General features: G+C 62.4%; 22 protein-coding genes and 1 tRNA gene. 11 read left to right on the top strand and 12 right to left on the bottom strand.

All coding sequences use genetic code 11. The features are described from left to right. Nucleotides 1–20: 20 nt before the first annotated feature. Complete coding sequence (locus NCT03_RS09685; protein ID WP_250465238.1) at nucleotides 21–707, bottom strand: peptidoglycan DD-metalloendopeptidase family protein; 687 nt, start codon at nucleotides 705–707, stop codon at nucleotides 21–23. Nucleotides 708–820: 113 nt separating this feature from the next. After that, complete coding sequence (locus NCT03_RS09680; protein ID WP_250492610.1) at nucleotides 821–1,723, bottom strand: aldose epimerase family protein; 903 nt, start codon at nucleotides 1,721–1,723, stop codon at nucleotides 821–823. A gap of 565 nt (nucleotides 1,724–2,288) precedes the next feature. Between NCT03_RS09680 and NCT03_RS09675 the strand changes: the two genes are divergently transcribed. Both NCT03_RS09675 and NCT03_RS09670 read left to right on the top strand, forming a co-directional pair. Next, a complete protein-coding gene (locus NCT03_RS09675; RefSeq protein WP_244825722.1) occupies nucleotides 2,289–3,119 on the top strand; it encodes an undecaprenyl-diphosphate phosphatase in 831 nt (276 codons plus the stop codon). Between the two features lie 109 nt (nucleotides 3,120–3,228). Further along, nucleotides 3,229–3,305, top strand: a tRNA-Arg gene (locus NCT03_RS09670). Nucleotides 3,306–3,460: 155 nt separating this feature from the next. Here the strand turns inward: NCT03_RS09670 and NCT03_RS09665 are convergent. Together NCT03_RS09665 and NCT03_RS09660 are read right to left on the bottom strand one after the other, a co-directional pair. Further along, nucleotides 3,461–4,483, bottom strand: a complete 1,023-nt coding sequence (locus NCT03_RS09665) for a S1 family peptidase (protein ID WP_250465236.1) — start codon at nucleotides 4,481–4,483, stop codon at nucleotides 3,461–3,463. Nucleotides 4,484–4,754: 271 nt separating this feature from the next. Next, nucleotides 4,755–5,006: a hypothetical protein gene (locus tag NCT03_RS09660; RefSeq protein WP_250465235.1), complete on the bottom strand. Its 252-nt coding sequence runs from the start codon at nucleotides 5,004–5,006 to the stop codon at nucleotides 4,755–4,757. 348 nt (nucleotides 5,007–5,354) lie between these two features. Between NCT03_RS09660 and NCT03_RS09655 the strand changes: the two genes are divergently transcribed. The 3 genes from NCT03_RS09655 (at nucleotide 5,355) to rpoD (ending at nucleotide 8,063) form a co-directional block, all read left to right on the top strand. Beyond that, nucleotides 5,355–5,636: a hypothetical protein gene (locus NCT03_RS09655; protein ID WP_244825717.1), complete on the top strand. Its 282-nt coding sequence runs from the start codon at nucleotides 5,355–5,357 to the stop codon at nucleotides 5,634–5,636. A 119-nt stretch (nucleotides 5,637–5,755) separates the two neighbouring features. After that, nucleotides 5,756–5,971, top strand: coding sequence for a hypothetical protein (locus NCT03_RS09650; protein WP_244825715.1), 216 nt, complete (start codon nucleotides 5,756–5,758; stop codon nucleotides 5,969–5,971). Between the two features lie 103 nt (nucleotides 5,972–6,074). Continuing rightward, nucleotides 6,075–8,063, top strand: a complete 1,989-nt coding sequence (gene rpoD, locus NCT03_RS09645; protein WP_250492609.1) for an RNA polymerase sigma factor RpoD — start codon at nucleotides 6,075–6,077, stop codon at nucleotides 8,061–8,063. A gap of 125 nt (nucleotides 8,064–8,188) precedes the next feature. Here the strand turns inward: rpoD and NCT03_RS09640 are convergent, their stop codons facing one another. Beyond that, the gene (locus NCT03_RS09640) at nucleotides 8,189–9,232 is read right to left on the bottom strand and encodes an extracellular catalytic domain type 1 short-chain-length polyhydroxyalkanoate depolymerase (RefSeq protein ID WP_250465306.1); all 1,044 of its coding nucleotides are present in this window, start codon (nucleotides 9,230–9,232) and stop codon (nucleotides 8,189–8,191) included. Nucleotides 9,233–9,270: 38 nt separating this feature from the next. Further along, nucleotides 9,271–9,693, bottom strand: coding sequence for a ribbon-helix-helix domain-containing protein (locus NCT03_RS09635; protein ID WP_244828079.1), 423 nt, complete (start codon nucleotides 9,691–9,693; stop codon nucleotides 9,271–9,273). A gap of 368 nt (nucleotides 9,694–10,061) precedes the next feature. On the opposite strand from NCT03_RS09635, the gene NCT03_RS09630 reads away from it, so the two are divergent. Then, nucleotides 10,062–10,517, top strand: coding sequence for a response regulator (locus NCT03_RS09630; RefSeq protein WP_244825711.1), 456 nt, complete (start codon nucleotides 10,062–10,064; stop codon nucleotides 10,515–10,517). Here NCT03_RS09630 and NCT03_RS09625 read toward each other — a convergent pair. Beyond that, entirely contained in the window at nucleotides 10,417–11,721 is a 1,305-nt protein-coding gene (locus NCT03_RS09625) for a cyanate transporter (RefSeq protein ID WP_250465233.1), read from the bottom strand. The genes NCT03_RS09630 and NCT03_RS09625 overlap by 101 nt on opposite strands. Then, entirely contained in the window at nucleotides 11,718–12,908 is a 1,191-nt protein-coding gene (locus NCT03_RS09620; RefSeq protein ID WP_250492608.1) for an amidohydrolase family protein, read from the bottom strand. The genes NCT03_RS09625 and NCT03_RS09620 overlap by 4 nt, the downstream gene beginning before the upstream one ends. 130 nt (nucleotides 12,909–13,038) lie before the next feature. Here NCT03_RS09620 and NCT03_RS09615 point away from each other — a divergent pair, with 130 nt between their 5' ends. Next, entirely contained in the window at nucleotides 13,039–13,725 is a 687-nt protein-coding gene (locus tag NCT03_RS09615; protein ID WP_250492607.1) for a GntR family transcriptional regulator, read from the top strand. 46 nt (nucleotides 13,726–13,771) lie between these two features. Here the strand turns inward: NCT03_RS09615 and NCT03_RS09610 are convergent, their stop codons facing one another. Next, nucleotides 13,772–15,334, bottom strand: coding sequence for an acid phosphatase (locus NCT03_RS09610; RefSeq protein WP_244825704.1), 1,563 nt, complete (start codon nucleotides 15,332–15,334; stop codon nucleotides 13,772–13,774). A gap of 243 nt (nucleotides 15,335–15,577) precedes the next feature. Between NCT03_RS09610 and NCT03_RS09605 the strand changes: the two genes are divergently transcribed. The 3 genes from NCT03_RS09605 to NCT03_RS09595 all read left to right on the top strand — a co-directional run bounded on the left by NCT03_RS09605 (nucleotide 15,578) and on the right by NCT03_RS09595 (nucleotide 17,958). Then, nucleotides 15,578–16,921, top strand: coding sequence for a cytochrome-c peroxidase (locus NCT03_RS09605; RefSeq protein WP_250492606.1), 1,344 nt, complete (start codon nucleotides 15,578–15,580; stop codon nucleotides 16,919–16,921). A 152-nt stretch (nucleotides 16,922–17,073) separates the two neighbouring features. Beyond that, complete coding sequence (locus tag NCT03_RS09600; RefSeq protein ID WP_250492605.1) at nucleotides 17,074–17,472, top strand: RT0821/Lpp0805 family surface protein; 399 nt, start codon at nucleotides 17,074–17,076, stop codon at nucleotides 17,470–17,472. Between the two features lie 36 nt (nucleotides 17,473–17,508). Continuing rightward, complete coding sequence (locus NCT03_RS09595; protein WP_250465229.1) at nucleotides 17,509–17,958, top strand: NUDIX hydrolase; 450 nt, start codon at nucleotides 17,509–17,511, stop codon at nucleotides 17,956–17,958. Nucleotides 17,959–17,960: 2 nt separating this feature from the next. Here NCT03_RS09595 and NCT03_RS09590 read toward each other — a convergent pair whose 3' ends face one another. Next, entirely contained in the window at nucleotides 17,961–18,944 is a 984-nt protein-coding gene (locus NCT03_RS09590; protein ID WP_250492604.1) for a transporter substrate-binding domain-containing protein, read from the bottom strand. Between the two features lie 123 nt (nucleotides 18,945–19,067). Beyond that, nucleotides 19,068–20,777, bottom strand: a complete 1,710-nt coding sequence (locus NCT03_RS09585) for a glutamine--tRNA ligase/YqeY domain fusion protein (protein WP_244825698.1) — start codon at nucleotides 20,775–20,777, stop codon at nucleotides 19,068–19,070. Between the two features lie 374 nt (nucleotides 20,778–21,151). Between NCT03_RS09585 and NCT03_RS09580 the strand changes: the two genes are divergently transcribed. Further along, complete coding sequence (locus tag NCT03_RS09580) at nucleotides 21,152–21,352, top strand: ornithine carbamoyltransferase (RefSeq protein WP_244825697.1); 201 nt, start codon at nucleotides 21,152–21,154, stop codon at nucleotides 21,350–21,352. 16 nt (nucleotides 21,353–21,368) lie between these two features. On the opposite strand, the gene NCT03_RS09575 is transcribed toward NCT03_RS09580, so the two are convergent. Then, nucleotides 21,369–22,589: a CaiB/BaiF CoA transferase family protein gene (locus tag NCT03_RS09575; protein WP_250492603.1), complete on the bottom strand. Its 1,221-nt coding sequence runs from the start codon at nucleotides 22,587–22,589 to the stop codon at nucleotides 21,369–21,371. Nucleotides 22,590–22,650 lie beyond the last annotated feature (61 nt).

Genomic DNA, 22,650 nt, shown 5'->3' with positions numbered 1-22,650 from the left:
CTCTTATGGTCCGTCTGCGTTCAACGCGACGGCAAGTAACGCGCCGGGTCCGTCGAGCGGCCCATGTAACGCACCTCGAAATGCAGCATGGTGCGGTCGCTGTCGGTATCGCCCATCTCGGCGATTTTCTGGCCCTGCTGCACGGTCTGGCCTTCCTTCACGAAGAGCGTCCTGTTGTGTGCGTAGGCGGTCAGGTAGTCCTCGTTATGCTTGACGATCAACATGTTGCCGTAGCCGCGCAAGCCGTTGCCCGCATAGACGACGCTGCCCGTCGCCGCGGCCACGATCGGCGTTCCCGCTGAATTGGCAATGTCGATGCCCTTCGAGTTGCTGCCGTTGAAGTTGCGGATGACGTCGCCTTGTGCGGGCCAGACGAGCGTGATGCCCGGTCCCGGCTTCGTCGCCGGTGCGGTGTCCGCGCTCTTCGGTGTGCTCGTGCTCGCCACGTTCGATGAAGCCGTCGCCGAGCCTTCCGGCGGCACCACGCGCAGCACTTGTCCGACTTCGATTGCATCGGGATTCGACAAGCTGTTCCAGCGCTTGAGATTGGCGACGGTGGTGCGATTGGCGCGCGCGATCTTCGTGACCGTGTCGCCGCGCTCGACGCGATAGTAACCGGGCGCAACCGGACCGGAGCCGCAAGCGGAAAGCGTCACGACCGCCGCGACGAGCGATGTAAAAACGAACTGGCGGATTCTTTTATGCAAACCTGACCTCGTAAGGCGCCGCCGCGCGACGGGCGTTTGAAATTTTGCGCGGCGGATCGAAGGCAGGATTTTACCGTTTCGGGTTTCCCCTGACAGAAAGCCGTTTGCAACGTTTAGTCGGCGCGCGTGACGGCGAGCCTGAGCAACGCGGTCTCCGTTTTGCCCGGCGCGAGCCAGCGCAGGCCAAGACCGTTATGGATGGCATCGGGCAAGCCGATCCACGGCTCGACGCAATAGAAGTCCGATGTATCCGCCTCGGTCCAGGTCGTGACGGCAAACCACGGCACCGAATCGGGCTGATGCAGCTCGAAACTCACGGTGCGCTTCAGGCCCGGCATGTTCAGGCGCACGGGCTGATCGGAAGGACCCGTGAAGCAATGAAAGTTGTCGATGATGCTCGCGTCGCCCAGCGAGTAGCGCGGCGAGCCAGGCGTCGCCTCGCTGATCGCGCCACCGGGCAACTGATGCCGGCGCTCGGTGCGCGGCAGCTCCACGCTGCTTTGTGCCCGTTGATCGTGCGGCAGATGGAAATAGAAGTGATGCCCGGCGTAATAGGGCAGCGCCAGTTCGCCGGGATTCGATGTCGTGAGTTCGACTTCGAGAGTCGTGGCATCGACGAGCCGGTACGCTGCCTCAAAGCGGAACGCGAACGGATAGCCTGCGCGCGTGGCGTCGCTGTCGACGAGCGTCATGCGCAGGCCGTGACCGTCGGCATCGCGCGTACAGGAGAACGGCAGGTCGCGCGCGAAGCCGTGTGTCGAGAGCGTGTGGACGACGCCGTCCTGATCGCGCCACTTGTTGATTTCGCCGTCGACGAAATGCCGGCCGAGAAACGGAAACAGCAGCGGATTGCCGCCGCGAATCTTGGGCGGATTGCTCCAGCCGGGCGCATCGGGCCAGTGGATGACGGGCTCGCCGTTCACTCGCCACGTCATGAGGCGGCCGCCGGCGCTCGGCGCGAGCAGGATTTCGGCGCCATCGCGCTCGATATGAATCACGTCTGGTTGAGATGACATGGTGCGAAGACGCTCCGGTGAAATGATGATCGCGCTGAAAACGGGCCTTGAAACCCCGACGATTCTGCCTTGCTTTGTCCTACGGAGAAACCCTTTGCGGGAAATTGCGACTGCCGTCTCATCTGACGATGTGTTGTTATAGCAACCGAATGTTGGAAATCAGACGGACAGGGAGTCACCATGGATCTGGCGATGGCAATGGGCGTCGCGATGTTCGGCCTCTTCGGCGCGAGCACGGCAATCTTTCTTTATAAGCTGAAGGGCTGAGCAGCGCGCCGCCTGCTCGTCGAGGTTCTTTCGGCTTGATTCGATATCGCTTTCTTATAAATTACTGATTGATTCGGTTTCGCTGACGTTTATCGATCGGTGACGCCTGTCGCACGCGTTTGTACGTTTTCCGCTTGGCGGTCCAACTACGGCTGTGCATAATCGGTCCCGACTTGCGCGCCGCACCATTTCCTCATCCCCTTCGATCTTCGTCTCGCCGCCTTCGGCCTTGCGCTTTGGAGCGAGGAAAGCACTCCGCGGCGCGTCTTCCTTCCTCTTTCATGAAAAGGACCGACGCGTGACTCTCTGGTTTCTTATTTTTCTGAGCGTGCTGCAGGGCGTGACCGAACTCTTTCCGGTCAGTAGCCTTGGACATACGCTGCTCGTTCCCGGCTTGATCGGCATGCATATCGACAAGCACGCGCCGCAACTGCTGCCGTTTCTCGTCGCCTTGCATCTCGGCACCGCCCTCGCGCTGCTGTGGTACTTCCGCAAGCGCTGGGTCGCGCTGATCGGCGGCTGGTTCGCTTCGCTCGGCGGTCGCCGCAACGACGACGGTCACATGATGTGGGCGCTCATCATCGGCACCATTCCGACGGGCATCGTCGGGCTGTTGCTCGAAAAGCGGCTCGAAGCGCTGTTTCACGATCTGCGTATCGTGGCGGCCGCGTTGATCGTCAATGGCGTGTTGCTGTGGTTCGGCGACAAGCTGCAACGCGCCCGTGCAGCACGCGCGCCCGAAAAGCTCACGTTCAAGCAGGCGTTTCTGGTGGGTCTTGCGCAGATCGGCGCGCTGATTCCCGGCTTCTCGCGCAGCGGTCTCACGATCATCGCGGGTGTCGGCGCGGGCCTGACGGCTGAAGCGGCGGCGGAGTTTTCGTTTTTGCTTGGCACGCCGATCATCTTCGCGGCCGGCGTGCTCGAATTGCCGAAGCTCTTTCACGCGCCCGGTCAGCTTTTCGATGCGTTGCTCGGCGGCGTGCTGACGGGTATCGCGGCTTATCTGAGCGTGCGTTTCCTGATGCGTTATTTCGAAGGTCACGGCAAGCTGGCATCGTTCGGCGTGTATTGCGTGATCGCCGGCATCTTCTTCTTCGGATGGTTCATGATGCATCCGCAGCCGTTGTAATCAAGTCTGGCCGCGCCGCTTGCGGATTGAGGTAAAATCCTCGCTCTCTTGGGTGCGGCCGGTCTCGCTTGGCCTGCCACGCGCCCATGTCTCAAGTGGTTCCTCGTAACCGCCCTTAGCTCAGCTGGATAGAGCAACGGCCTTCTAAGCCGTAGGTCACACGTTCGAGTCGTGTAGGGCGGGCCAGAATCAGCGGTTGTTCCGAAGCGCGTTCAGGCGCATCTTTTTGCAAATCACTCCGCCGTATTTTCGACGACCATTCGCTGTGTTCGTCGCACTCGCCAAGCGTGAATTTCGTCATCCGCTGCGAGCGGAATGCTTACTTGGCGATCCGAATCGAATCATGTCTTTTCGGCTGGTTCCTTCGCCACGCGCGGATGATCGCTCGTCAGTGTCATCAGAATGTCCGAGTACCACGCGCTGTTGAGACCGAGGCTTTCATCGGCGTGGACATCTCTTGTTCCCATGTCGATGGTCGATGAATGAATGCCGAGCAACACCCACGGCAAGCTCGCGCCCGTGCTCGTGTTCGCCATCGACGGATTGCTCATGACCACAGGCGCGCCGCTCGTTCCGCGATGCGTGCGTGCATCCGTGATGAAGCATCCCTTGCCCTGAAAGCGCAGGCCGAATGCCGACGCGATAATGCCTTGGCGCACCACCGGCAAATGATGCAGCGAGTCGTGAAAACCAAGCGGGAAGCCGACGATCAGCACGGACGCGCCCGTTGGCATGACATCGTCGGGCGAGGGAAGATGCTCCGGCCCGAACGCCTCGAACACCGCCGTTACGGGCAACCGGTCGCGACGAATTTCCAGCACGGCGACGTCGATCGCGCCGCCGTCGTCCGACCCATCGCGCCAGAGACTCACGCTCTGTGCATAGAGCGGCAGGTTGAACCACGTCGATGCACCGAGGTTGTCGCGGTCTGTGTGCAGTTCGATCTCGATACGATCGGGAAAATGCTGGCTCGGTTTATCGGTGACGACGTGACGGCTCGTGACGAGAAACAGGCGCTGATCGCGAGCAAAGAAAAAGCCACTCGCATTCGTTAGATGACGCTCTTGCACGAACGTGCGGACCCGGGCCGCAGTAAGGAGCAGCGCTTCGGCCGCGGGCTTGAACGTGGCGGGCGTATTGGGTTGCTCGCGCGGAATCATTCTCCCGACGAGTTCAAGCAAAGCGTCACGCTGCGGCGCGGCTTCACCCGAAGACAAAAACGCATCCAGCGATAACTCGGATACGCGTCCTCCCGATGCGGCATTCGGCACATGTCGAACCACGGGCATTTTGTCCGAGCCGGTATGCAACAGCCATTTATCGCCGTTCGGGCTTACATAGAGTTCGATGGAGTCGGTATTCATCAGAGTCGGGACGGCGTGATGTGATCGAATGGCGCTTTGCGTTTCTTGCCGCGCGTTTGCAAGCAAGCGTGAAGAAAACATCGGCGCCACGCATCAGCGATGTGAACTCGGGACAAGTCGAAATACCGCGTCGATATTCATCAGTACTCCCCGATTATCCTGTCGACCGTTCAAGCCGAGAAAGAGAAGCGCATTCAAGGGGAGGGCAGAAAGCTGCAAAGGCGCGCGGGCAAAAGATAAATTCGAAGCGTGTCCAGCCGACGATACGCAGTCAATTCGGCAGGGTCAAGACATTTCGGGCGGCTGCTTCGCGGCTATTGGCCGGGGCAAAAAGTCGATAGCGGCTTGTCCCGCGCTTTCGGCGATGAGACAGGACGAGCCGCGCGTGATCGCTGCCGCACTGCCCGGGCATACTCGAGTTGCCGCTGTGCTTGATCCGCAAACTCACGTCATACAAGTCTTTCGCAAACGACGTCAGCGCCATATGTATTTCGAAGCCGCGACACCGGAAGATGCGGAACATGACGCGCTTTCGGTCGGGTGAGTTCGCGCGCTTTTTGGCGGGGTGCGCGATGCGGGTCGCGCGATGATAGACAGATAAAATCATTGAGGCCGGTACTGAAACTTTCGCTGTACAAAATCACTAAAGCGCGTAGGATGGGCTTGGCCGATTGAGTCGCGACTTTGTGTGAAAACCGCATACGTTGCTCTCAACGGTGGGCCCTGACGGGATCGGCCTATTATCGTAGACCGTGCAATGCGGTCAGTCGTTGCGGTCAGTTGCATAGACGTCGCCGACATCGCGAACAGCGCCGATATTGCTCCACGCTCCATCATTGATATGCCGCCCACGGCGGCGCGAGGTCATCCCATGACAGTTGAATTTCGCCTATATCGCGGCCTTGAAATTTATCCGCTCGTTTTCTCGCATAGGCCCGCAGATTCCGGTCATGGTCATAACTACGACGAGGGATTCGACGCCGCCGTGCGCATCCAGGAACCGCAAGTCGAGACTGGCGTGGCGCGCAGTCGTGTCTTCAGGCTCAGCATGGACGAGCCTTTTCAAAGCGCGGGTGACGCGCGCCGCGCATCGACTGCTTATGCGGAACAGATGATCGATCAATGTCCGCAAGACAGAACGTTTTTCGACTGAATGATCGATCGAGCAGATCGGGAGACGTCGGGCCTGCATGATTTTTCCGCAAGCCTGAATGTGCTTTAGCTAAGAGCTGTGATGCCAGGGCGCCTCACGGCAATCAACCAGGAGACGCCATGGAGATTACGCGAGCCCGCTTTCGCATCGACCCAACACCGCGCAGGGCCGACGGAGAATATATGGCGCATGCGCGAATCATCACCACCAACGCGGACGGCAGCGAATCCGATGTCCTGTCGAGCGGCGATCTCGCTGGCTTCGACTCGCGTGACGATGCAGTCGCCTTCGCTAAAAAGTGGGCGCAAGACTGGCTCGACGCTCGCTTCGGCTAGTGTCCGCATCGGGTCTATTGAAACCCCGTGATTCCGTCTGCGCAGGCCTTCGTGCCTCTGGCTAACGTCTCACATCGCCAAGCATGCTTGCAGCGGAGAAAGAATGGTCAGTTTCAATCAGGAAGACGCGACGAAAGACCTGCCTGAAAATCCCATCAGGACGATGCAGAAAGCGCGCGCCTCACGCGTGCGCAAGGGCAAGCCGGCGCTTGCCGTCGTTTCGGCGGATGCCTACGCCGAAGCCGCACAAGACGACACGCGGCAGCGTGAAATACGCGCGCTCATCCAGATGGGCAAGGACCAGGGCTTCGTCACGCATGCGCAGATCAACGACCATCTTCCCGGCGACTTCGCGCAAAAAGCCGCGCGCGAAGCCATTGCTCGAACCTTCAACGACATGGGCGTCGCGGTCTTTGAACAGGCGCCCGACACCGAAACCCTGCTTCTGAACGACGCGACCGCCGTCGCCATGCTCGAGGACCACTCCGACGAGGATGTCGAAGTCGCCTTGTCGACGGTGGATTCCGAATTCGGCCGCACGACCGATCCCGTGCGCATGTATATGCGCGAAATGGGCGCGAAGCAATTGCTGACGCGCGCGGCGGAGATCGAGATTGCGCGGCGTATCGAAGACAGTCTTCACGAGATGATCCAGGCAATTGCAGCGTGCCCCGCGACCATCTCGCTGATTCTTGCCAGCGCGGCGCAGGTCGAGGCGGGCACGCTGTCGATCGATGAATTCGTCGATGGCATCGACGACAAGGACGATGTGGACGCAATGCCCTTCGCGCAGGCGCCCAATGCGCCCAATGAGTCCAGTGAGTCGAACGCACCGAGCGATGCCGACGAAGAAACCAGTCTCGAAGACTCCGATCGCGCCGAGCAGGAAAGGCTGAGTCGGCTCACGAGCGACAGCCTGGCCATCTTTGCACGTGTCGAAAAATCCTTCGACCGCATGACTGTCGATGCAATCCAAAGCCCGCTTGCAGATACGAGCATCCGCACCGAACTCGCGCGCATTCGCTTTACCAACCGGACCGTGGATCGTCTTTGTGCCGACATGCAGCAGCGAGTCGCGCAAGTTCGCATGGTCGAGCGGCGCATATCGTCCATTGCGATCGATTATTGCGGCATGCCGCGCGAGCAATTCGTGGCGTCGTTTCCCGGTCATGAAACCGATCTCGAGTGGACCGCCAATACGGCTGCGGCAGCGAACTCGCATGAGTACGGCGCGTCGCTCTACCGCAGTCTTCCGGCCATCCAGACCGAGCAGTACAAGCTGATCGAGCTTGAATCGAGCGCCGCGATGCCGTTGCAAAGGCTCAAGCAAACCAGCCGTCAGATGCTCGCGGCCGAGTCGCGCATGAGACGCGCGAAGGCCGAGATGATCGAGGCCAATCTGCGCCTCGTCATTTCGATTGCCAAGAAATACGTGAACCGGGGCGTGCACTTTCTGGACTTGATTCAGGAAGGCAATATCGGTCTGATGAAAGCCGTCGACAAGTTCGAATATCGGCGTGGCTGGAAGTTTTCGACTTATGCGACGTGGTGGGTTCGGCAGTCGGTCACGCGCGCGCTCGCGGATCAGGCGCGCACCATTCGCGTTCCGGTGCACATGGTCGAAACCATCAACAGGCTCAATCGCATTTCACGCGAGATCATGCAGCAGACCGGACGGCCCGCGCAGCCTGCGGTGCTCGCCGAACGCATGGAGTTGCCGAAGGAGAGAATCAGCGGCATCCAGAAGATCGCGTTGCATCTCATCTCGCTGGAAACGCCTGCAAGCGATGACGCCGACGCCACGCTCGGCGACATGATCGAGGACACGAACGCGCAATCGCCGCTCGATGCCGCCGTGCACGCGGACATGCGCGCCGCCATCGACGACGCGCTCAACGCGCTTTCGCCACGCGAGGCGCGCGTGCTGCGCATGCGCTTTGGAATAGACACGGTATCCGAATTCACACTGGGCGAACTGGGCTCGCATCTGGGCGTATCGCGCGAGCGCGTTCGCCAGATAGAAAGCCAGGCCATACGCAAGCTGATGCATCCCCGCCGCGCCGACAAGCTGCGCTCGTTTCTCGACCTCTGAAACGTCAGGGACATGTGTCGAGGCAGCGATTGGTTCAAGCCCCCCAGCGACGTCATGACTCTCGCCGCGGCAAAGACCCGAATCCGGACCGCGCGGACTGCGCCGCCCGAACCGTTGCGCGGCGATCAACTCCTCGGATGCGCGAGGAAGAAACGCAGCATCTCGGCGCTAGCGTCAGGTCCGGCCGGATCGGTGTAGGTTCCGCGCGTGCTGCCGCCTGACCATGCGTGCGGCGCGCCGTGAATGGTCCATAACTCCGCGATTTTCCCGTTGGCCGACTTCAAGCGCTGGACCGTGTATTCGCGTGCGCCGGAAATGCCGTCGTGCATCTCGCGGTCGGAACCGCTTGCGGTGAAGTCGTCGACGAGCTTGCGGGCGTTGGCGTAATTCACCGTGGCGTCGGCATCGCCGTGAAAGACGATCAACGAGCACTGCGCTCCGCCTCCCGCGCGCTGGTTCGCGGCGTTGCCCTGACCGCCGCGCATTGCTGCGAGCGCGGACGGCAGATCGTGCGCGGCACCCACGGGAAGGCCGGAGTGCACGCCCGCCGCTGCATAGAGATCCGGATAGCGCTGCGCCATGATCGCCGCCATTGCGCCGCCGGCGGACAAGCCCGCGACGTAGACGCGTTTCGGGTCCACGCGATGACTCGCCATGACTTCACGCGTGATTCCCGCGATGATCGACGGTTCGCCGCCGTCGCGTTGCTGATCCGACGACTTGAACCAGTTCCAGCACTTCGACGGATTCGCGCTTTGCGGCTGAACCGGATAGACGACGATGCAGTCGTGCGCGTCGGCAAGCGCGTTCATTTGCGTGCCGGCCGCGAAGTCGTCGGCGTTTTGCGTACAGCCGTGCAGCATGACGATGAGCGGCAACGGCTCATCGCGATAACCGGCCGGCACGTAGAGTTTGTAGTCGCGCTGACCGGCCGCGCCCGTGAAGCGCCGCGTGCTGAAGTGTCCGCGATCTTCGGCGTCCGGTGCAGAGGCGGGCGCTGGTTGCGGCGGTGCTTTGACGAAAGCATCCGATGCGTCAGACGCGTGCGTTGCGTGCGTGGCGCCGCGCATCGCGCGCTTGACGACTTCGACGGCGCCGCTGCTGTCGCTTTTGCGAAAGCGTTCGAACGCCTCTTTCATGGAGTCGAGAAATCCTTCGTTCAGTTTCATCATGTTTTCCGTAGTCGTTTCCGGCCTGCATCGGCAGGTCAGCGGATTCGATCTGCAAGCGCCGCTTTCACAGCCGGCGATGCGTGCAGCGCACCGCGAACCAGTATCGATTCGATGGTGGCAAGGGCAAGTTCCGGGGAGACGTCGGCGGCAATGCTGGCAAGACCCAGTACCTGAATCTTGAGCCTTTCATTGGCCGCGCGCACCGCTTCCAGATCCTGCTTCGAGAAGTATTGAAGTCCCAGCACGAGGGCGCGCCGCGTCGCCGTTTCCTTGACGACCACGGCATGCACCGAGAGCTGATTGCGGATAGCCGTACGGATCAGATCCGTGCGGTTCGAATAGAAACCTTCTTCCACGAGCAGATCGATTTGGCCGAGATCCACCGGGCCAAGATTGATCGTGATTTTTTCCGTTTCGCCGCCTTTGGAACGTGCGGCATCCAAGATTTGCCTCGCCATGAGTTCGTTTTTTCCATCCGTTGACCATCCATATGGATGGTTATAGGCTGGTTTCGAGAGCACGTCAAGAAAAAACGATATGTGCTTTTTCGTCCGATTAGCGCGAATTAGTCAGACATTTCAGCGGTTTTGCGCGCGGGGTCGGCATTCGTTCTGGCCCGCTTCCTGCCCTATGTTTTCTCACGTTGCTTCACCGCGCCGACGAACGCCCCACGGGCCAAGGCTCCGGCTGAAATTGGCTGGCTTTGGCTGGATTAACCGGTTCGTACAACACTTGCGCTGCACACCCAGGATGCATTTGCGCCCCAACATGGCGCATTGGATGCACCGCGTGTGCGGCTGGCAAACCTGTGTCGCCAGAGGATGACGTGAATAATCGAGCATACGAAACCAGTCCAGCTCAGTGCTCGCTTTGGAATCGCAAAAAGCTGCGGGTGCGGCCGGATGCGCGGCGCGTGCTCGTCGCGTACGCGGAGCGGGCGCTCGGCATATCGCTCGTGTCGTTGTTCGAGCTGAAGGGATTTCCAACGCAGCTTGCCATCGATGCGACATCGCTCAAGGGCATCGTCGAGGAGTGGCGACCGCATTTGGTCTTCTTGGATACGCGCATCGGCGGCTGCGCCAACTATGCACTCGTGCGCGAAGTGCGCCGTCAGGACGACGACGCGGGCCGCCTGATCATCGCGATGAGCAGCTTTCTTCCCGAAGAGCCGCTCGGGCGTCTCAAGGAAGCGGGCTACGACGGGCATTGCCGCCGCCCGTGCCCCGTGTGGCAGATGACGGATCTGCTCGACGAATACTTCGCGTGCCACGCGGTGCGTTGAAGTCCGCACGCTGACGCTGCATCGCGCGCGCATAGCTCAGCGGGCCGAACACGGCATTGAGCGCGATCATCGCGATGAGGCTCGCCGCGAGCATGGCCCACGACATCGCGAAGCCGCCGCTTGCGTCGCGCACGATGCCGGCAATCACCGGCGCTGCCGCCGCGATCACGAAACCCACGCCCTGCACGAACGCGACGAGACGCGCGGCGAGTTCGGGGTCGTCGGCGTGATCGAGCGTCAATACGAGCGTGAGCGAAAACACGCCGCCGAGTCCCGCGCCGAGCAACGCCACGACCAGAACGGGCAACGCGAGCGGCGCGTGCAGCAGCAAGCCGAATCCCGCGAGTTGAGCGACAAGGCCGGCTGCGATCCACGCGCGCCGGTCGCGAGCGCGTCCGAAGCGAGCGGCCGCCATCGGCAAGAGCAGCGCGGACGACGCCTGAAACACCGTGAGCAACGCGAGCAGCGTGCCGCTTTCGCGGACGCCCTGACCGAGTTGTTGATAGTACGCGGGCAACCACGCGACAAGACTCGTATAGCCGCCGTTGACGAGCCCGAAAAACACGCCGAGCGCCCACGCGCGACGATTCGAAAAGAGCGAAGGCTTAGAAGTCGTATCGCGTGTGACGGCGGGACGAGGCAAGGCATCCGCGCGCATCAGAAGCAGCCACAACGCGAGCGCGATGAGCGCGGGTATCGCCCAGACAGCGAGACCTGTTTGCCAGCTTGCGAGCGCGGCCACGTTGGGCGTGATGCTCGCGCCGAGTCCGCCGCCCGCCATGATCGATGCGGAGTAGAGGCCCATCGCAAAGGGCAGGCGCGCGGCGAAGCGCGTTTTCATGACACCGGGCAGAAGCGCCTGAATGACCGCGACGCCCGTGCCCGCGACCGCCGCGCTTGCGATCAACGCCGCCGCTTCGCCCGCGAAAACACGCGCCGCGCACGCCGCGACGATCGCCACGAGCCCGATAGCCACGCCACGCGCATTGCCGATAGCCCGGGTCAGCGCGCTCGCCCCGAATGCGCAGACGCCCATGGCGACCACGGGCAGGCCGGTGAGCAGTGAAGCGCCACGAAACGACAAGCCGGTGGCGGGCAGGATCACGTTCATCAGCGGACTGATCGACGTGAGCAGCGGCCGCAGATTCAAACCGATTGCGACGATCACCGCCAGCCATACAAGGTTCGATGCGCGTGCTTTCATCGCGTGAAGTCCGCGGGAATGATCGTGCCGTTCGACATCACGAAGCGGCGAGCGGGGCGCATGGCGACGGCCTGCGCGACCGTTTCGGCATCGACGAGCACGAGGTCCGCGCGCATGCCCGCGGCAAGGCCATAATCCGCGAAGCCGCAACCGCGTGCCGCTTCGCTCGATACGCATGCGAAGGCTGCGGCGAGATCGTCGTCGCGGCGCAGGTCGAAACGCATTGCGATCAGCATCGCGCGTTCGAGCATGTCGGGCGAGCCGAAGGGCGTCCATGTATCGCGGATTCCGTCGTTGCCGCCGAAGAGCGTCACGCCCGCCGCGCGCGCGTCGCGAAACGGCGGAACGGCCACGGATGCGGGCGCCGTGGTGAGCAGCGCCACATTCAGGCGCGCGATGCGTTCGAGCAACGCGTGGCGCCGCGCATCGGTCAACTGGCCCAGACAAAACGCGTGACTCACGACGACGCGCCCCTCGAAGCCAAGCGCCTTCACGCGATCGAGCAGCATATCGAAGGTGAAGGCGCCGAGATCGCCGGGTTCGTGCAGGTGAATGTCGATCGGCTTGTCGTGCTTCGTGGCGAGCGCGAAGGTGATGTCGAGCGAGAGAGCGGGATCGCCGTCGATGGCTGCCGGGTCGAGCGCGCCGAGCACGTCCGCGCCGCTTCGCAATGCGGTATCGAGCAGCTCGCGCGTGCCCGCGCGCGTCGTCACGCCGGATTGCGGGAACGCGACGATCTGCATGTCGAGCACATCAGCGAGCGCGGCGCGCGTGGCGGCGACGCCTTCCAGATGACGCAGGCCGGCGTCTGTATCGATATCGACGTGGGTGCGAATGCGCGTCGTGCCCTGATGCAGAAATGCCAGCGCGAGCGCGCGCGACGCTTCGGCCGCATCGTGACCGCTTTCGGCGCGCCAGCGCCGCTCGTTCTCGATGCGATCGACAAGACGCGGCCCCACCGCATTGCGATACCACGGCATGCCCCACGTGGTCTTGTCGAGATGCGTGTGGCCTTCGACGAAGCCAGGCAGCAGCAACATGCCCGCGCCGTCGACGACCGTATCGCTCGCGACAGGCGTCTTCTCGCCATGCGGCGCGATGGAATCGATGGTGCGCGCGCGCACGCAGACGTCCACGGGATCGCCGCCGAACGGCCGTGCGCCGATAATCCAGATTGCCGGTTCCATACCCGAGAGCCTCCTGTTTGGTTGACCATCTTAGCAAATATTGGTCAACCAAAATCGCGGCATCGCTGATAACCCGTATTTGCCGGGCACTCGCTACAATGCGGATCAACAACAAGCACCGCACGCATTCATGGCATCGCAAAAGGACATTTCACCGGAAGAGCGCGTCTACGGCGCGGTCGCTTCCGCGCTCTTGCAGGGCAAGCTCGCGCCGGGCGCGCAACTCGTCGAGCGCGAACTCGCGGCGGCGTTCGACTGCACGCGCGGCGCCGTTCGCAAGGCGCTCGCGCGGCTTGGCGCGGAAGGCAAGCTCACGCTCGAAGTCAATCGCGGCGCGTTCGTGCCGTCGCCTTCCGTCGATGATATTCGCGAGGTCTATCGCGCGCGGCAAGTGGTGGAGGCGGGCATCGTGGCGAGCCTGTGCGGCGCGCTCAAGACGCCGCAAAAGCGTGCGTTGCGTGCGCATGTGAAGAGCGAGCAGCGCGCGCTCAAAACCGGCGTCGTGGAAGAATGCGTGCGGCTCGCGGGACAGTTCCATCTGCTGCTTGCGCAGCTTGCGGGCACGCCGGAAGTCGAGGCGTTTCTCGCGCGGCTCGTCGCCAGGACGGAGCTGTATAAAGCGTTGTTCGATCCGTCGAAGGTGTCGAATTGCGCATCCGACGAACACGGGCGTCTCGTCGATGCGCTTGAAGCCGGCGATCTGCACACCGCGCTTGCCGTCATGCGCGAGCATATCGATGAACTCGAGGCGCGCGTGCTGACCGAGGCGGGCGGCCAGCGCAGCAGCGATCTGGCGTCGCTTTTCGCGGGCGCATGAAAAACGGGCCGCAAGAGGCGGCCCGTCGGTCAAGCTCGGAGACTTATCACTGCGAGAAGTTCATCGCGTTCGTCAGGTCGCCCATTGCGGGCGCGCCGTTCGCCTTCAACGCGGCATCGCGCGAAGCCAGACCCGGCAACGTCGGCAGCGAGAAGCGCTTCGTGATGAAGCGCAGGATCGACGTCGTGTCGTACTGCGTGTGATCGACGAAACCCTTCTTCGCATACGGCGAGACGATGAGCGCCGGAATGCGCGTGCCCGGACCCCAGCGGTCGCCCTTCGGCGGCGCGACGTGATCCCAGAAGCCGCCGTTTTCGTCGTACGTCACGACCACGACCATGTTCTTCCACTGCGGACTGTTCTGCAGATGCGTGATCAAGTCGGCAATGTGTTGATCGCCCGAGGCCACGTCCGTATAACCCGCGTGCTCGTTCAGGTTGCCCTGCGGCTTGTAGAACGAGACTTGCGGCAAGGTGCCCGCGTCGATCGCCTTGATGAACTCCGTTCCGTTCGTGCCGCCGTCGAGCAAATGCTGCGCGCGGTTGGTCGAACCCGGCGCGAGATCGGCGAAGTAGTTGAACGGCTGATGGTGCGTCTGGAAGTTCGGCACCGAATTCACCGAGCCGCCGATCACCGAACGGCTCGCCAGCGCCGCGCCCCACGAACCGCCATACCATGCCCAGCTGATGCCCGCGTTGTTCAGCAGGTCGCCGATATGCTGCTGCGTCTGCGGCGGCAGCGTCGTCGCGGCGTTCGGGTCGGCAAGCGTCGGATCGCCACCCGTCGGCGGCGTGTTGCCGCTCGGCTGATACGGCGGCTGCATCGTGTTGATCGCGTAGAAGTCGGGCGTCAGATTGCCCGAGTTGACGAACTTCGGAATGCCCGTGAGCGCCGAGGCCGGCGAGTTCGACGCCAGCGTGAGCGACACGCCATCCGCGTTCACCGCCGAGATCGACGCCTTCGCCACGCTCTTGTCGGCGTTCGGATAAACCGGCGTACACGCGCAAACCAGCCACTGGTGATTCAGGAACGAACCGCCGAACGCGCCCATGAAGAAGTTGTCGGCGAGCGTGTATTGCTGCGCGACTTTCCACAGCGGCAGCTTTTGCGGCGGCGTGCTGTAGTGACCCATCACCATGCCGCCCGAATCCGCCCATGCGGCGAACTTGTCGTTCTTGCCGCCGTCGATCTGCATCTGGTTTTCATAGAAGCGGTGATACAGGTCGCGCGTCGTGAGCGAGAGCGGCGTGTTGAAGCCCGCCGGATCGTCGATGGCGAAAGGCGCGTTCGGCAGATTCGCCGTCATCGCCTCGGTGACGGCAGGCGTCACGCCCGTTGCCGTCAGACCCGTCCAGATCTTCGGCAGGGTCGGCAGCACGCTGCCGTCGCGGTCGAGCTGCTGCGCGCTTGCCGCCGTCACGCTCTGCAAGCCGTTCGCGCCGGGGAAGCTGCCGTAGAGGTTATCGAAGCTGCGGTTTTCCGCGTAGATGACCACGACGTTTTTCACCGACGAGATGTCGTTGTCGTGGTGGTCGTCGCCGCCGCATGCGTATAAGCCGATTGCCAGCGCCGATGCGAGCGGCACTGCGCAAACGAGTTTCTTGTTCATCGAGGTCTCTCTTGTGTTGGGGAGCCGGCGCCGAATGCAGGCGACTTCGGCAAACGCCTTCAAGTGCCTTTTAGTGCCGGCGTGCGAAGTGTGACCACGATCAATTACGCGAACATGTAATAACGCTTTCGAATGCGTAAGGTTGGTGAAATAACCATCATGCGGTGCCCTCCGTATGACGGCGTCGGCGCTTGTCACATGAGAGACACATGAGCGTCATACCCTGCGGCATCTTTCAATTTCATGCGTCCGCAATCCATGCCTTCGATGCGTCTGCCGTTCGTTTTATGTTCCCTGTTGCTGGTCGCCTCATCCGTCGCGTTGAGCGGATGCGATTCCCACGCAGCCGATCTGGCAACGGCTCCGGCACAAGCCGCGCCATCGAAAGGGCAGTCGCGCGCGGAGGTTTTCGCGCAAGTGAAGGCAATGCAGACGGTCGGCGAGAAGCTCTTCATGGACCCGTCGCTGTCAGGCTCCGGCAAGCTCGCGTGTGCGTCCTGTCATAGTCCGAGTCATGCTTTTGGTCCGCCTAACGCGTTCTCCGTGCAGCTGGGCGGCAGCGATATGCATCGGCCAGGCTTTCGGGCGGTGCCGTCGCTCAAGTACTTGCAGTCCGTGCCGCAATTCGCCGAGCACTTCCACGATTCCGACGACGAAGGCGACGAAAGTGTCGATGCCGGCCCGACCGGCGGGCTGACGTGGGACGGCCGCGTGGACCATGGCGCGGACCAGGCGCGCATTCCGCTGCTGTCGTCGTTCGAGATGGGCAGCACGCCCGCCAAGGTCGCGGCGGCGGTCCGGGCGGCGCCTTATGCGGACGATGTCCGCCGCGCGTTCGGTGCGAGCGTATTCGATAGCGACGACCGTCTGTTCGCCTCCGTGCTGAGTTCGCTGGAAGCGTTCGAGCAGATGCCGCAGAAGTTCTTCCCCTATACGAGCAAGTTCGACGCGTTCCTTGCCGGCCGCGCAAAGCTCAACGACGCCGAGATGCACGGCCTGCAGCTCTTCAACGACGAGAGCAAGGGCAATTGCGCGGCGTGTCATATCAGCCAGCGCGCGAAGGACGGCACACCGCCGCAGTTCAGCGACTTCGGCCTGATCGCCGTCGGCGTGCCGCGCAATCGCGCATTGCCGATCAACAAGAATCCGAACTTTCACGATCTGGGCGCATGCGGACCCGAGCGCACCGATCTGAAGGGCCGCGACGAGTTCTGCGGACTCTTTCGCACGCCGTCGCTGCGCAACGTGGCGACGCGCAAGACCTTCTTCCACAACGGCATCTATCATTCGCTCGATGAAGTCGTGCGCTTCTATGTCGAGCGCGATACGAACCCGGAGAAGTTCTATCCGGTCTCGAAGAAGGGCGCGGTGCAAAAGTTCGACGATCTGCCGCGCAAGTACTGGGAGAACGTGAATACCGAGGCGCCGTTCGACCGCAAGCGCGGCGACAAGCCCGCACTCGACGAAGCCGAGATCAAGGACGTGGTCGCCTTCCTCGGCACGCTCACCGACGGCTACGATCCCGCCACCGACAAGAATTCGCAAAAGGGCACGGCGATCCAGGACATGAAGGCGGCATCGAACTAAAGCCCGCGATATAGCCCGCAAGGCGGCCGATCGCCTTGTGTCATGCTATCCTCGTTGCGGCCCTCAAAGGCCCGAGCGCGCGCTTTGCCGCCGCTCGTCATACGCGCCTCGTCTACGGCGCCGTATCGAACGCATTGCAACGAGGAGAATCTATGCCGATCGAATATCGACCGCTGGCGCGCGCCTGCATCCGGACATTGACGGCCACCGTGCTCGTCGCCGCGAGCGCTTCGGCGTTTGCGGCCAATCTCGGTTTTCTGAACAACACGCCCATCACTTACATGAAGCAGCGCGACTTGCAGGCGCTCAACCGCGCCGCGCAGACCGCGCTCGAGACCAAGAAAGACGGCGAATCGCTAGACTGGGACAACAAGGACGCGGGCAATACGGTGCCGGTCCACGGCACCATCACGCCGCGCGATACCTTCGAAGACGCCGGTCTTAAGTGCCGCAAGGTCGAGATCGTGGCCATTGCGAAGGGGCAGACGCAGACCTGGACGCCGTCTGCCTGCAAGCAGGCGAGCGGCAAGTGGCAACTCAAGAAGCAATGACGTGCGGGTTTGCATGTTGAACGGAGCCGTCGCGCGATGACCGCCCGTACCGTATCGTGCGGCGTGGTGATCCTGAACCCGCGGGGCGACGTGCTCCTGTGCCACGCGACCGAGACCACGCATTGGGACGTGCCGAAAGGACAGGGCGATCCCGGCGAGGCGCCTATCGACGCGGCCTTGCGCGAGTTGCGCGAGGAGACGGGCATCGTGCTGCCGGCCGCGCGTCTCAAAGACCTCGGACGCTTTGTGTATCGTCGCGACAAGGACTTGCATCTCTTCGCCGTGCGCGTGAGCGACGACGAAGTGAAGCTCGAAGACTGCGTGTGCGAGTCGTATTTTCCGCGCTACAGCGACGGCACCATGATTCCCGAGATGGACGGCTATCGCTGGGTCAGTCCCGCCGACGTGGACAGCTTCGCGAGCCGCAGCCTCGCGAAGCTCTTTCAAACCACGCTGTCATTGGCCGAACTGCACGACACACTCTGAATTCATTCGGCAAGATGGTCGGTCGGATTGGCGAACAGCGCTTTCATGTCCGCCGATAACGGAAACTGCAGATTGATGCCGTCCGGCGGAATGGGCTGCATGAACCAGGTGTCGTAGAGCTTCTTCGCTTCGCCCGATCGCTGCATGCCGGCGATCACATCGTCGACGATGCGTTTGAACTCGGGATCGCCCTTGCGCATCATGCAGCCGTACGATTCATTGGAAAGCGATTCGCCCGTCACCATGTAGTCGCGGCGCGCCACGCCTTCCTGCGCGATCTTGCCATAGAGCAGCGGGTCGTCCATCACGAAGGCGACTGCGCGGTCGCTCTTGAGCGCCTGAAATGCCTCGGCATGATCGCGCGCACTGATGATACGCAGATTCAGCTTGCGCTCGATGCTCATCTCCCGCAGCAGCCGTTCGTCCGACGTGCCCGCCGTGGTGGAGACGGTCTTGCCCGCGAGATCGTCGTAATCGCGAATGCCCGATTTGCGCTTCACGACCATGCGAATGCCGTACAAAAAGAAACTGTTGGAAAACGCGACCAGCGGATCGCGCTCGGCCAGATGCGCGGTGCTGCCGCATTCCAGATCGACCTGATTGTTCACCACGTAGGAGATGCGGTTCGACGAGGTCACGACCACGTTCTTCACCGTGAGATTCGGCATGTTGAGCCGGCGCTTCACTTCATCGACGACTTTGAGCGCAATGTCGTAGGAGTAGCCGACCGGCTGCTGCTTGTTCAGATAAGAAAACGGCACCGACGATTCACGCGCGCCCAGGACGATCGCGCCGTTCTCGGCGATCTTGCGCAGCGTGGCGGAAGGCGGAAGCTGATCGACGGCGGCCTGCGCGGAAGCGAGCTCTTTCGCCGTGGCGGCCCATGCCGGAGAGCAGAAAGTCAGCGCGGCGGACGTCGCGATGCAAACGTTTCCGACAATGACCCGGAACGCGCCCGCTCGCGGCGCGCTTGAGTACTGCTTCATGGATGTCCTCGCTGGAAGCGCGTGTTGCTGGCCCTCTGTTTGTCTTGTTCGCACCGCGGATGCGGGACCGGACGCCGCCTCTTGCGTGCGGCGCCCGTTACTCTGCAACTAAAGTTGCGACGCTCAGGCAGGCTTGCCCCAGCTATCGCGCAAGCTGACGATACGGTTGAACACCGGCTTGCCCGGTTGCGAATCCAGACGGTCCGCGACGAAATAGCCGTGGCGCTCGAACTGGAAGCGGTCTTCGGCGCTGGCTTCGCGCGCGCTGGGTTCCAGGAACGCATTGACGATGCGCTTCGAATCCGGATTCAACGCATCCAGAAACTCCGCGCCACCCGCGCCCGGTTGCGGCTCCTTGAACAGGCGGTCGTAGATCCGCACTTCGGCCGCGTAGGCCGTCGCGGCGCTAACCCAGTGGATCGTGCCCTTGACCTTGTACGCGTTCGCGCCGTCCGTGCCCGACTTGCTGTCCGGGAAGTAGTTGCAATGCACGGCGATCACCTTGCCGTTCTCGTCCTTGTCCGCGCCCGTGCACTCCACCACGAAGCCGTACTTGAGCCGCACCTTGTTGCCGGGGAAAAGGCGGAAGTAGCCCTTCTGCGGCGTTTCCTGAAAGTCTTCGCGTTCTATCCACAATTCGCGCGAGAACGGAAATTTGCGCGTGCCGCGTTCAGCATGATGCGGATGCACGGGCGCGCTGCATTCCTCGCTTTGTCCTTCCGGATAATTGTCGATGATGAGCTTGAGCGGATCGAGCACCGCGATTGCGCGCGGGGCTTTCTCGTCGAGATCGTCACGCAGCGCGCCTTCGAGCACGCTCATGTCGATCCACGAATCGACCTTGGTCACGCCCACGCGCTCCACCATCAAGCGGATGCTTTCCGGCGTGAAGCCACGGCGGCGCACGCCCACGATGGTCGGCATGCGCGGGTCGTCCCAGCCGTCCACGTGATTCTCCTGCACGAGTTGCAGGAGCTTGCGCTTGCTCGTGATGGCATACGTGAGATTCAGGCGCGAGAACTCGATCTGCTGCGGCAGCGGACGCGCAAACACGCCGTCGTCGGCGAGTTGCGCCAGGAACCAGTCGTAGAGCGGCCGGTGATCCTCGAACTCCAGCGTGCACAGCGAGTGCGTGATGTTTTCGAGCGCGTCCGACACGCAATGCGCGTAGTCGTACATCGGATAGATGCACCACTTGTCGCCCGTGCGGTAGTGGTGCGCGAAGCGGATGCGGTAGATGACCGGATCGCGCATGTTGAAGTTCGGCGCCGCCATGTCGATCTTCGCGCGCAGCACGTGCTCGCCTTCCTTGAACTCGCCCGCCTTCATGCGGCGGAAGAGGTCGAGGTTTTCATCGGGCGTGCGGTCGCGATACGGCGAGTTGATGCCCGCTTCGGTTGCCGAGCCGCGCGTGGCGCGCATTTCCTCGGCGGTCTGACTATCGACGTAGGCCTGGCCTTTCTTGATGAGCAGCTCGGCGCATTCGTACAGCTTGTCGTAGTAGTCGCTCGCGAAGTATTTGTGTTCGCGGCCGTCCTTGTTCCACTCGAAGCCTAGCCACTCGACCGCGTCGATGATCGAATCCACGTACTCGACGCTTTCCTTCTCGGGGTTCGTGTCGTCGAAACGCAGATGGCATACGCCGCCGTAATCCGCGGCCAGCCCGAAGTTCACGCAGATGCTTTTCGCGTGACCGATATGCAGATAACCGTTCGGCTCGGGTGGGAAGCGGGTCTCGACACGCTGCGACCACTTACCTGAACGGTTGTCGTCTTCGATGATGTTGCGAATGAAATTGGATGGCGCCGGGGCGTCGTTGCGATCGGTGTTCATGCGAAAAGAAGTGCCAACGGATGCGCTCGCGTGTGATCGGTTCGGGAAACGTTCCTCGCGGCTCGGAACGCGTTCGAATGCTAGGTATATCGGGATGATTCTACCTTACGCAACCCGCGCGGGCAGGCGCTCGCGGGTTTCGCCGATGCCGCGTTTCCATGCGCTGCGGATCGGCCTGCATATTCCGGCTCCCGCGTTACACCTGTGAAGCACTTATTCGGCCACCGTAACGAGGGTAACGGAAGGTAAATCGCGTTGTGGGCGGGGCGCGCGGGCTTTTATGATCGGCTCGCCGGTCGGGTTGCAAGCCGGCAAGCGGTGCCGACTACAAGACATCACAACGACAACACAACGACAACACAGGGAATTCGACCATGAACAAGATCATCAAGCTCGCGGCGGTGGCCGCGCTCGTGACGAGCCTCACAGCCTGCGCGGGCGTGTCGCGTCAGCAGGCTCACGCGGCCATCGGCGCGGGCGCGGGCGGGGCGCTCGGCTACGTGCTCACGGGCGGGCCGCTCGGGACCATCGCCGGGGCGGCGGCCGGCGGGCTGATCGGCGCGGGAACGCGTTGATACCGGCGTATCGCGCTCAAATCACCTTGCCCTCCCGCAACTGCGTAATGCGCGCATCGTCGTAACCGAGCACGTCCTTGAGCACGCTCGTGGTGTGTTCACCGAGCATCGGCGGATGCGTGCGTGCTTCGGGCGGCGTCGCGCTCATCTTGATGGGGCTTGCCACGAGCTTCACGTCGCCGCCTTCCGGATGCGGCAGATCGATACGCATCCCGCGCGCCAGCACTTGCGGGTCGTCGAACACTTCGCCGAGATCGTTGATCGGGCCGCACGGCACGCCCGCCGCTTCCAGCGCGGCGAGCCATTCGTGCTTGCCGCGCGTGGCGACCATGTCGGCGAGAAGCGGCACGAGCACGTCGCGATTGCGCACGCGTGACGGGTTCTTCGCGAAGCGCGGATCGTCGGCGAGATGCGCGCATGCGCCTGCCTCGACGAACTTGCGAAACTGCCCGTCGTTGCCGACCGCGACGATGATCCAGCCATCGCTCGTCTGAAACGTCTGGTACGGCACGATGTTCGGATGCGCGTTGCCCCAGCGCACCGGCGGCTTGCCGCTCGCGAGATAGTTGGTGTTCATGTTGGCGAGCATGGCGACCTGCACGTCGAGCAGCGCCATGTCGATATATTGCCCTTCGCCCGTGCGATCCCGGTGCGAGAGCGCCGCCAGCACGCCGACTGTCGCGTACATGCCGGTCATGAGGTCGGCGATGGCGACGCCTGCCTTTTGCGGACCGCCGCCGGGTTGTCCGTCGCGCTCGCCGGTGATGCTCATGAAGCCGCCGATGCCCTGAATGATGAAATCGTAGCCCGCGCGCTCCGCATATGGCCCGGTCTGCCCGAAGCCTGTTACCGAGCAATAGACGATATCCGGCTTCACTTCTTTCAGCGATTCATAGTCGAGCCCGTACTTCTTCAACTGACCGACCTTGTAGTTCTCCAGCACGACATCGCTTCGAGCGGCGAGCGCGCGCACGATCCGCTGACCTTCGTCGCTCGCGATATCGACCGTTACCGAGCGCTTGTTGCGATTCGCCGCGAGATAGTAGGCGGCCTCGCGCGTGTCTTCGCCATCGGGCTTCTTGAGATAGGGCGGGCCCCAGTGACGGGTGTCGTCGCCGGTTTCGGGCCGCTCGATCTTGATGACCTCCGCGCCCAGGTCGGCGAGCGTCTGCGCGCACCACGGTCCCGCGAGCACGCGGGTCAGGTCGAGTACGCGGATATGGCTGAGTGCTCCCATGCGTCGTGTCTCTCGTCTCGGATTTGGTTTCTGACCACGCGACTGTCGCATAGAACGGACA

Origin of the sequence: Caballeronia sp. GAWG1-1 (genome assembly GCF_023631465.1) — a bacterium.
Classification (GTDB): domain Bacteria; phylum Pseudomonadota; class Gammaproteobacteria; order Burkholderiales; family Burkholderiaceae; genus Caballeronia.
Note: the sequence above shows the minus strand (reverse complement) of the source record. Positions and strands in the feature narration are given on the sequence as shown.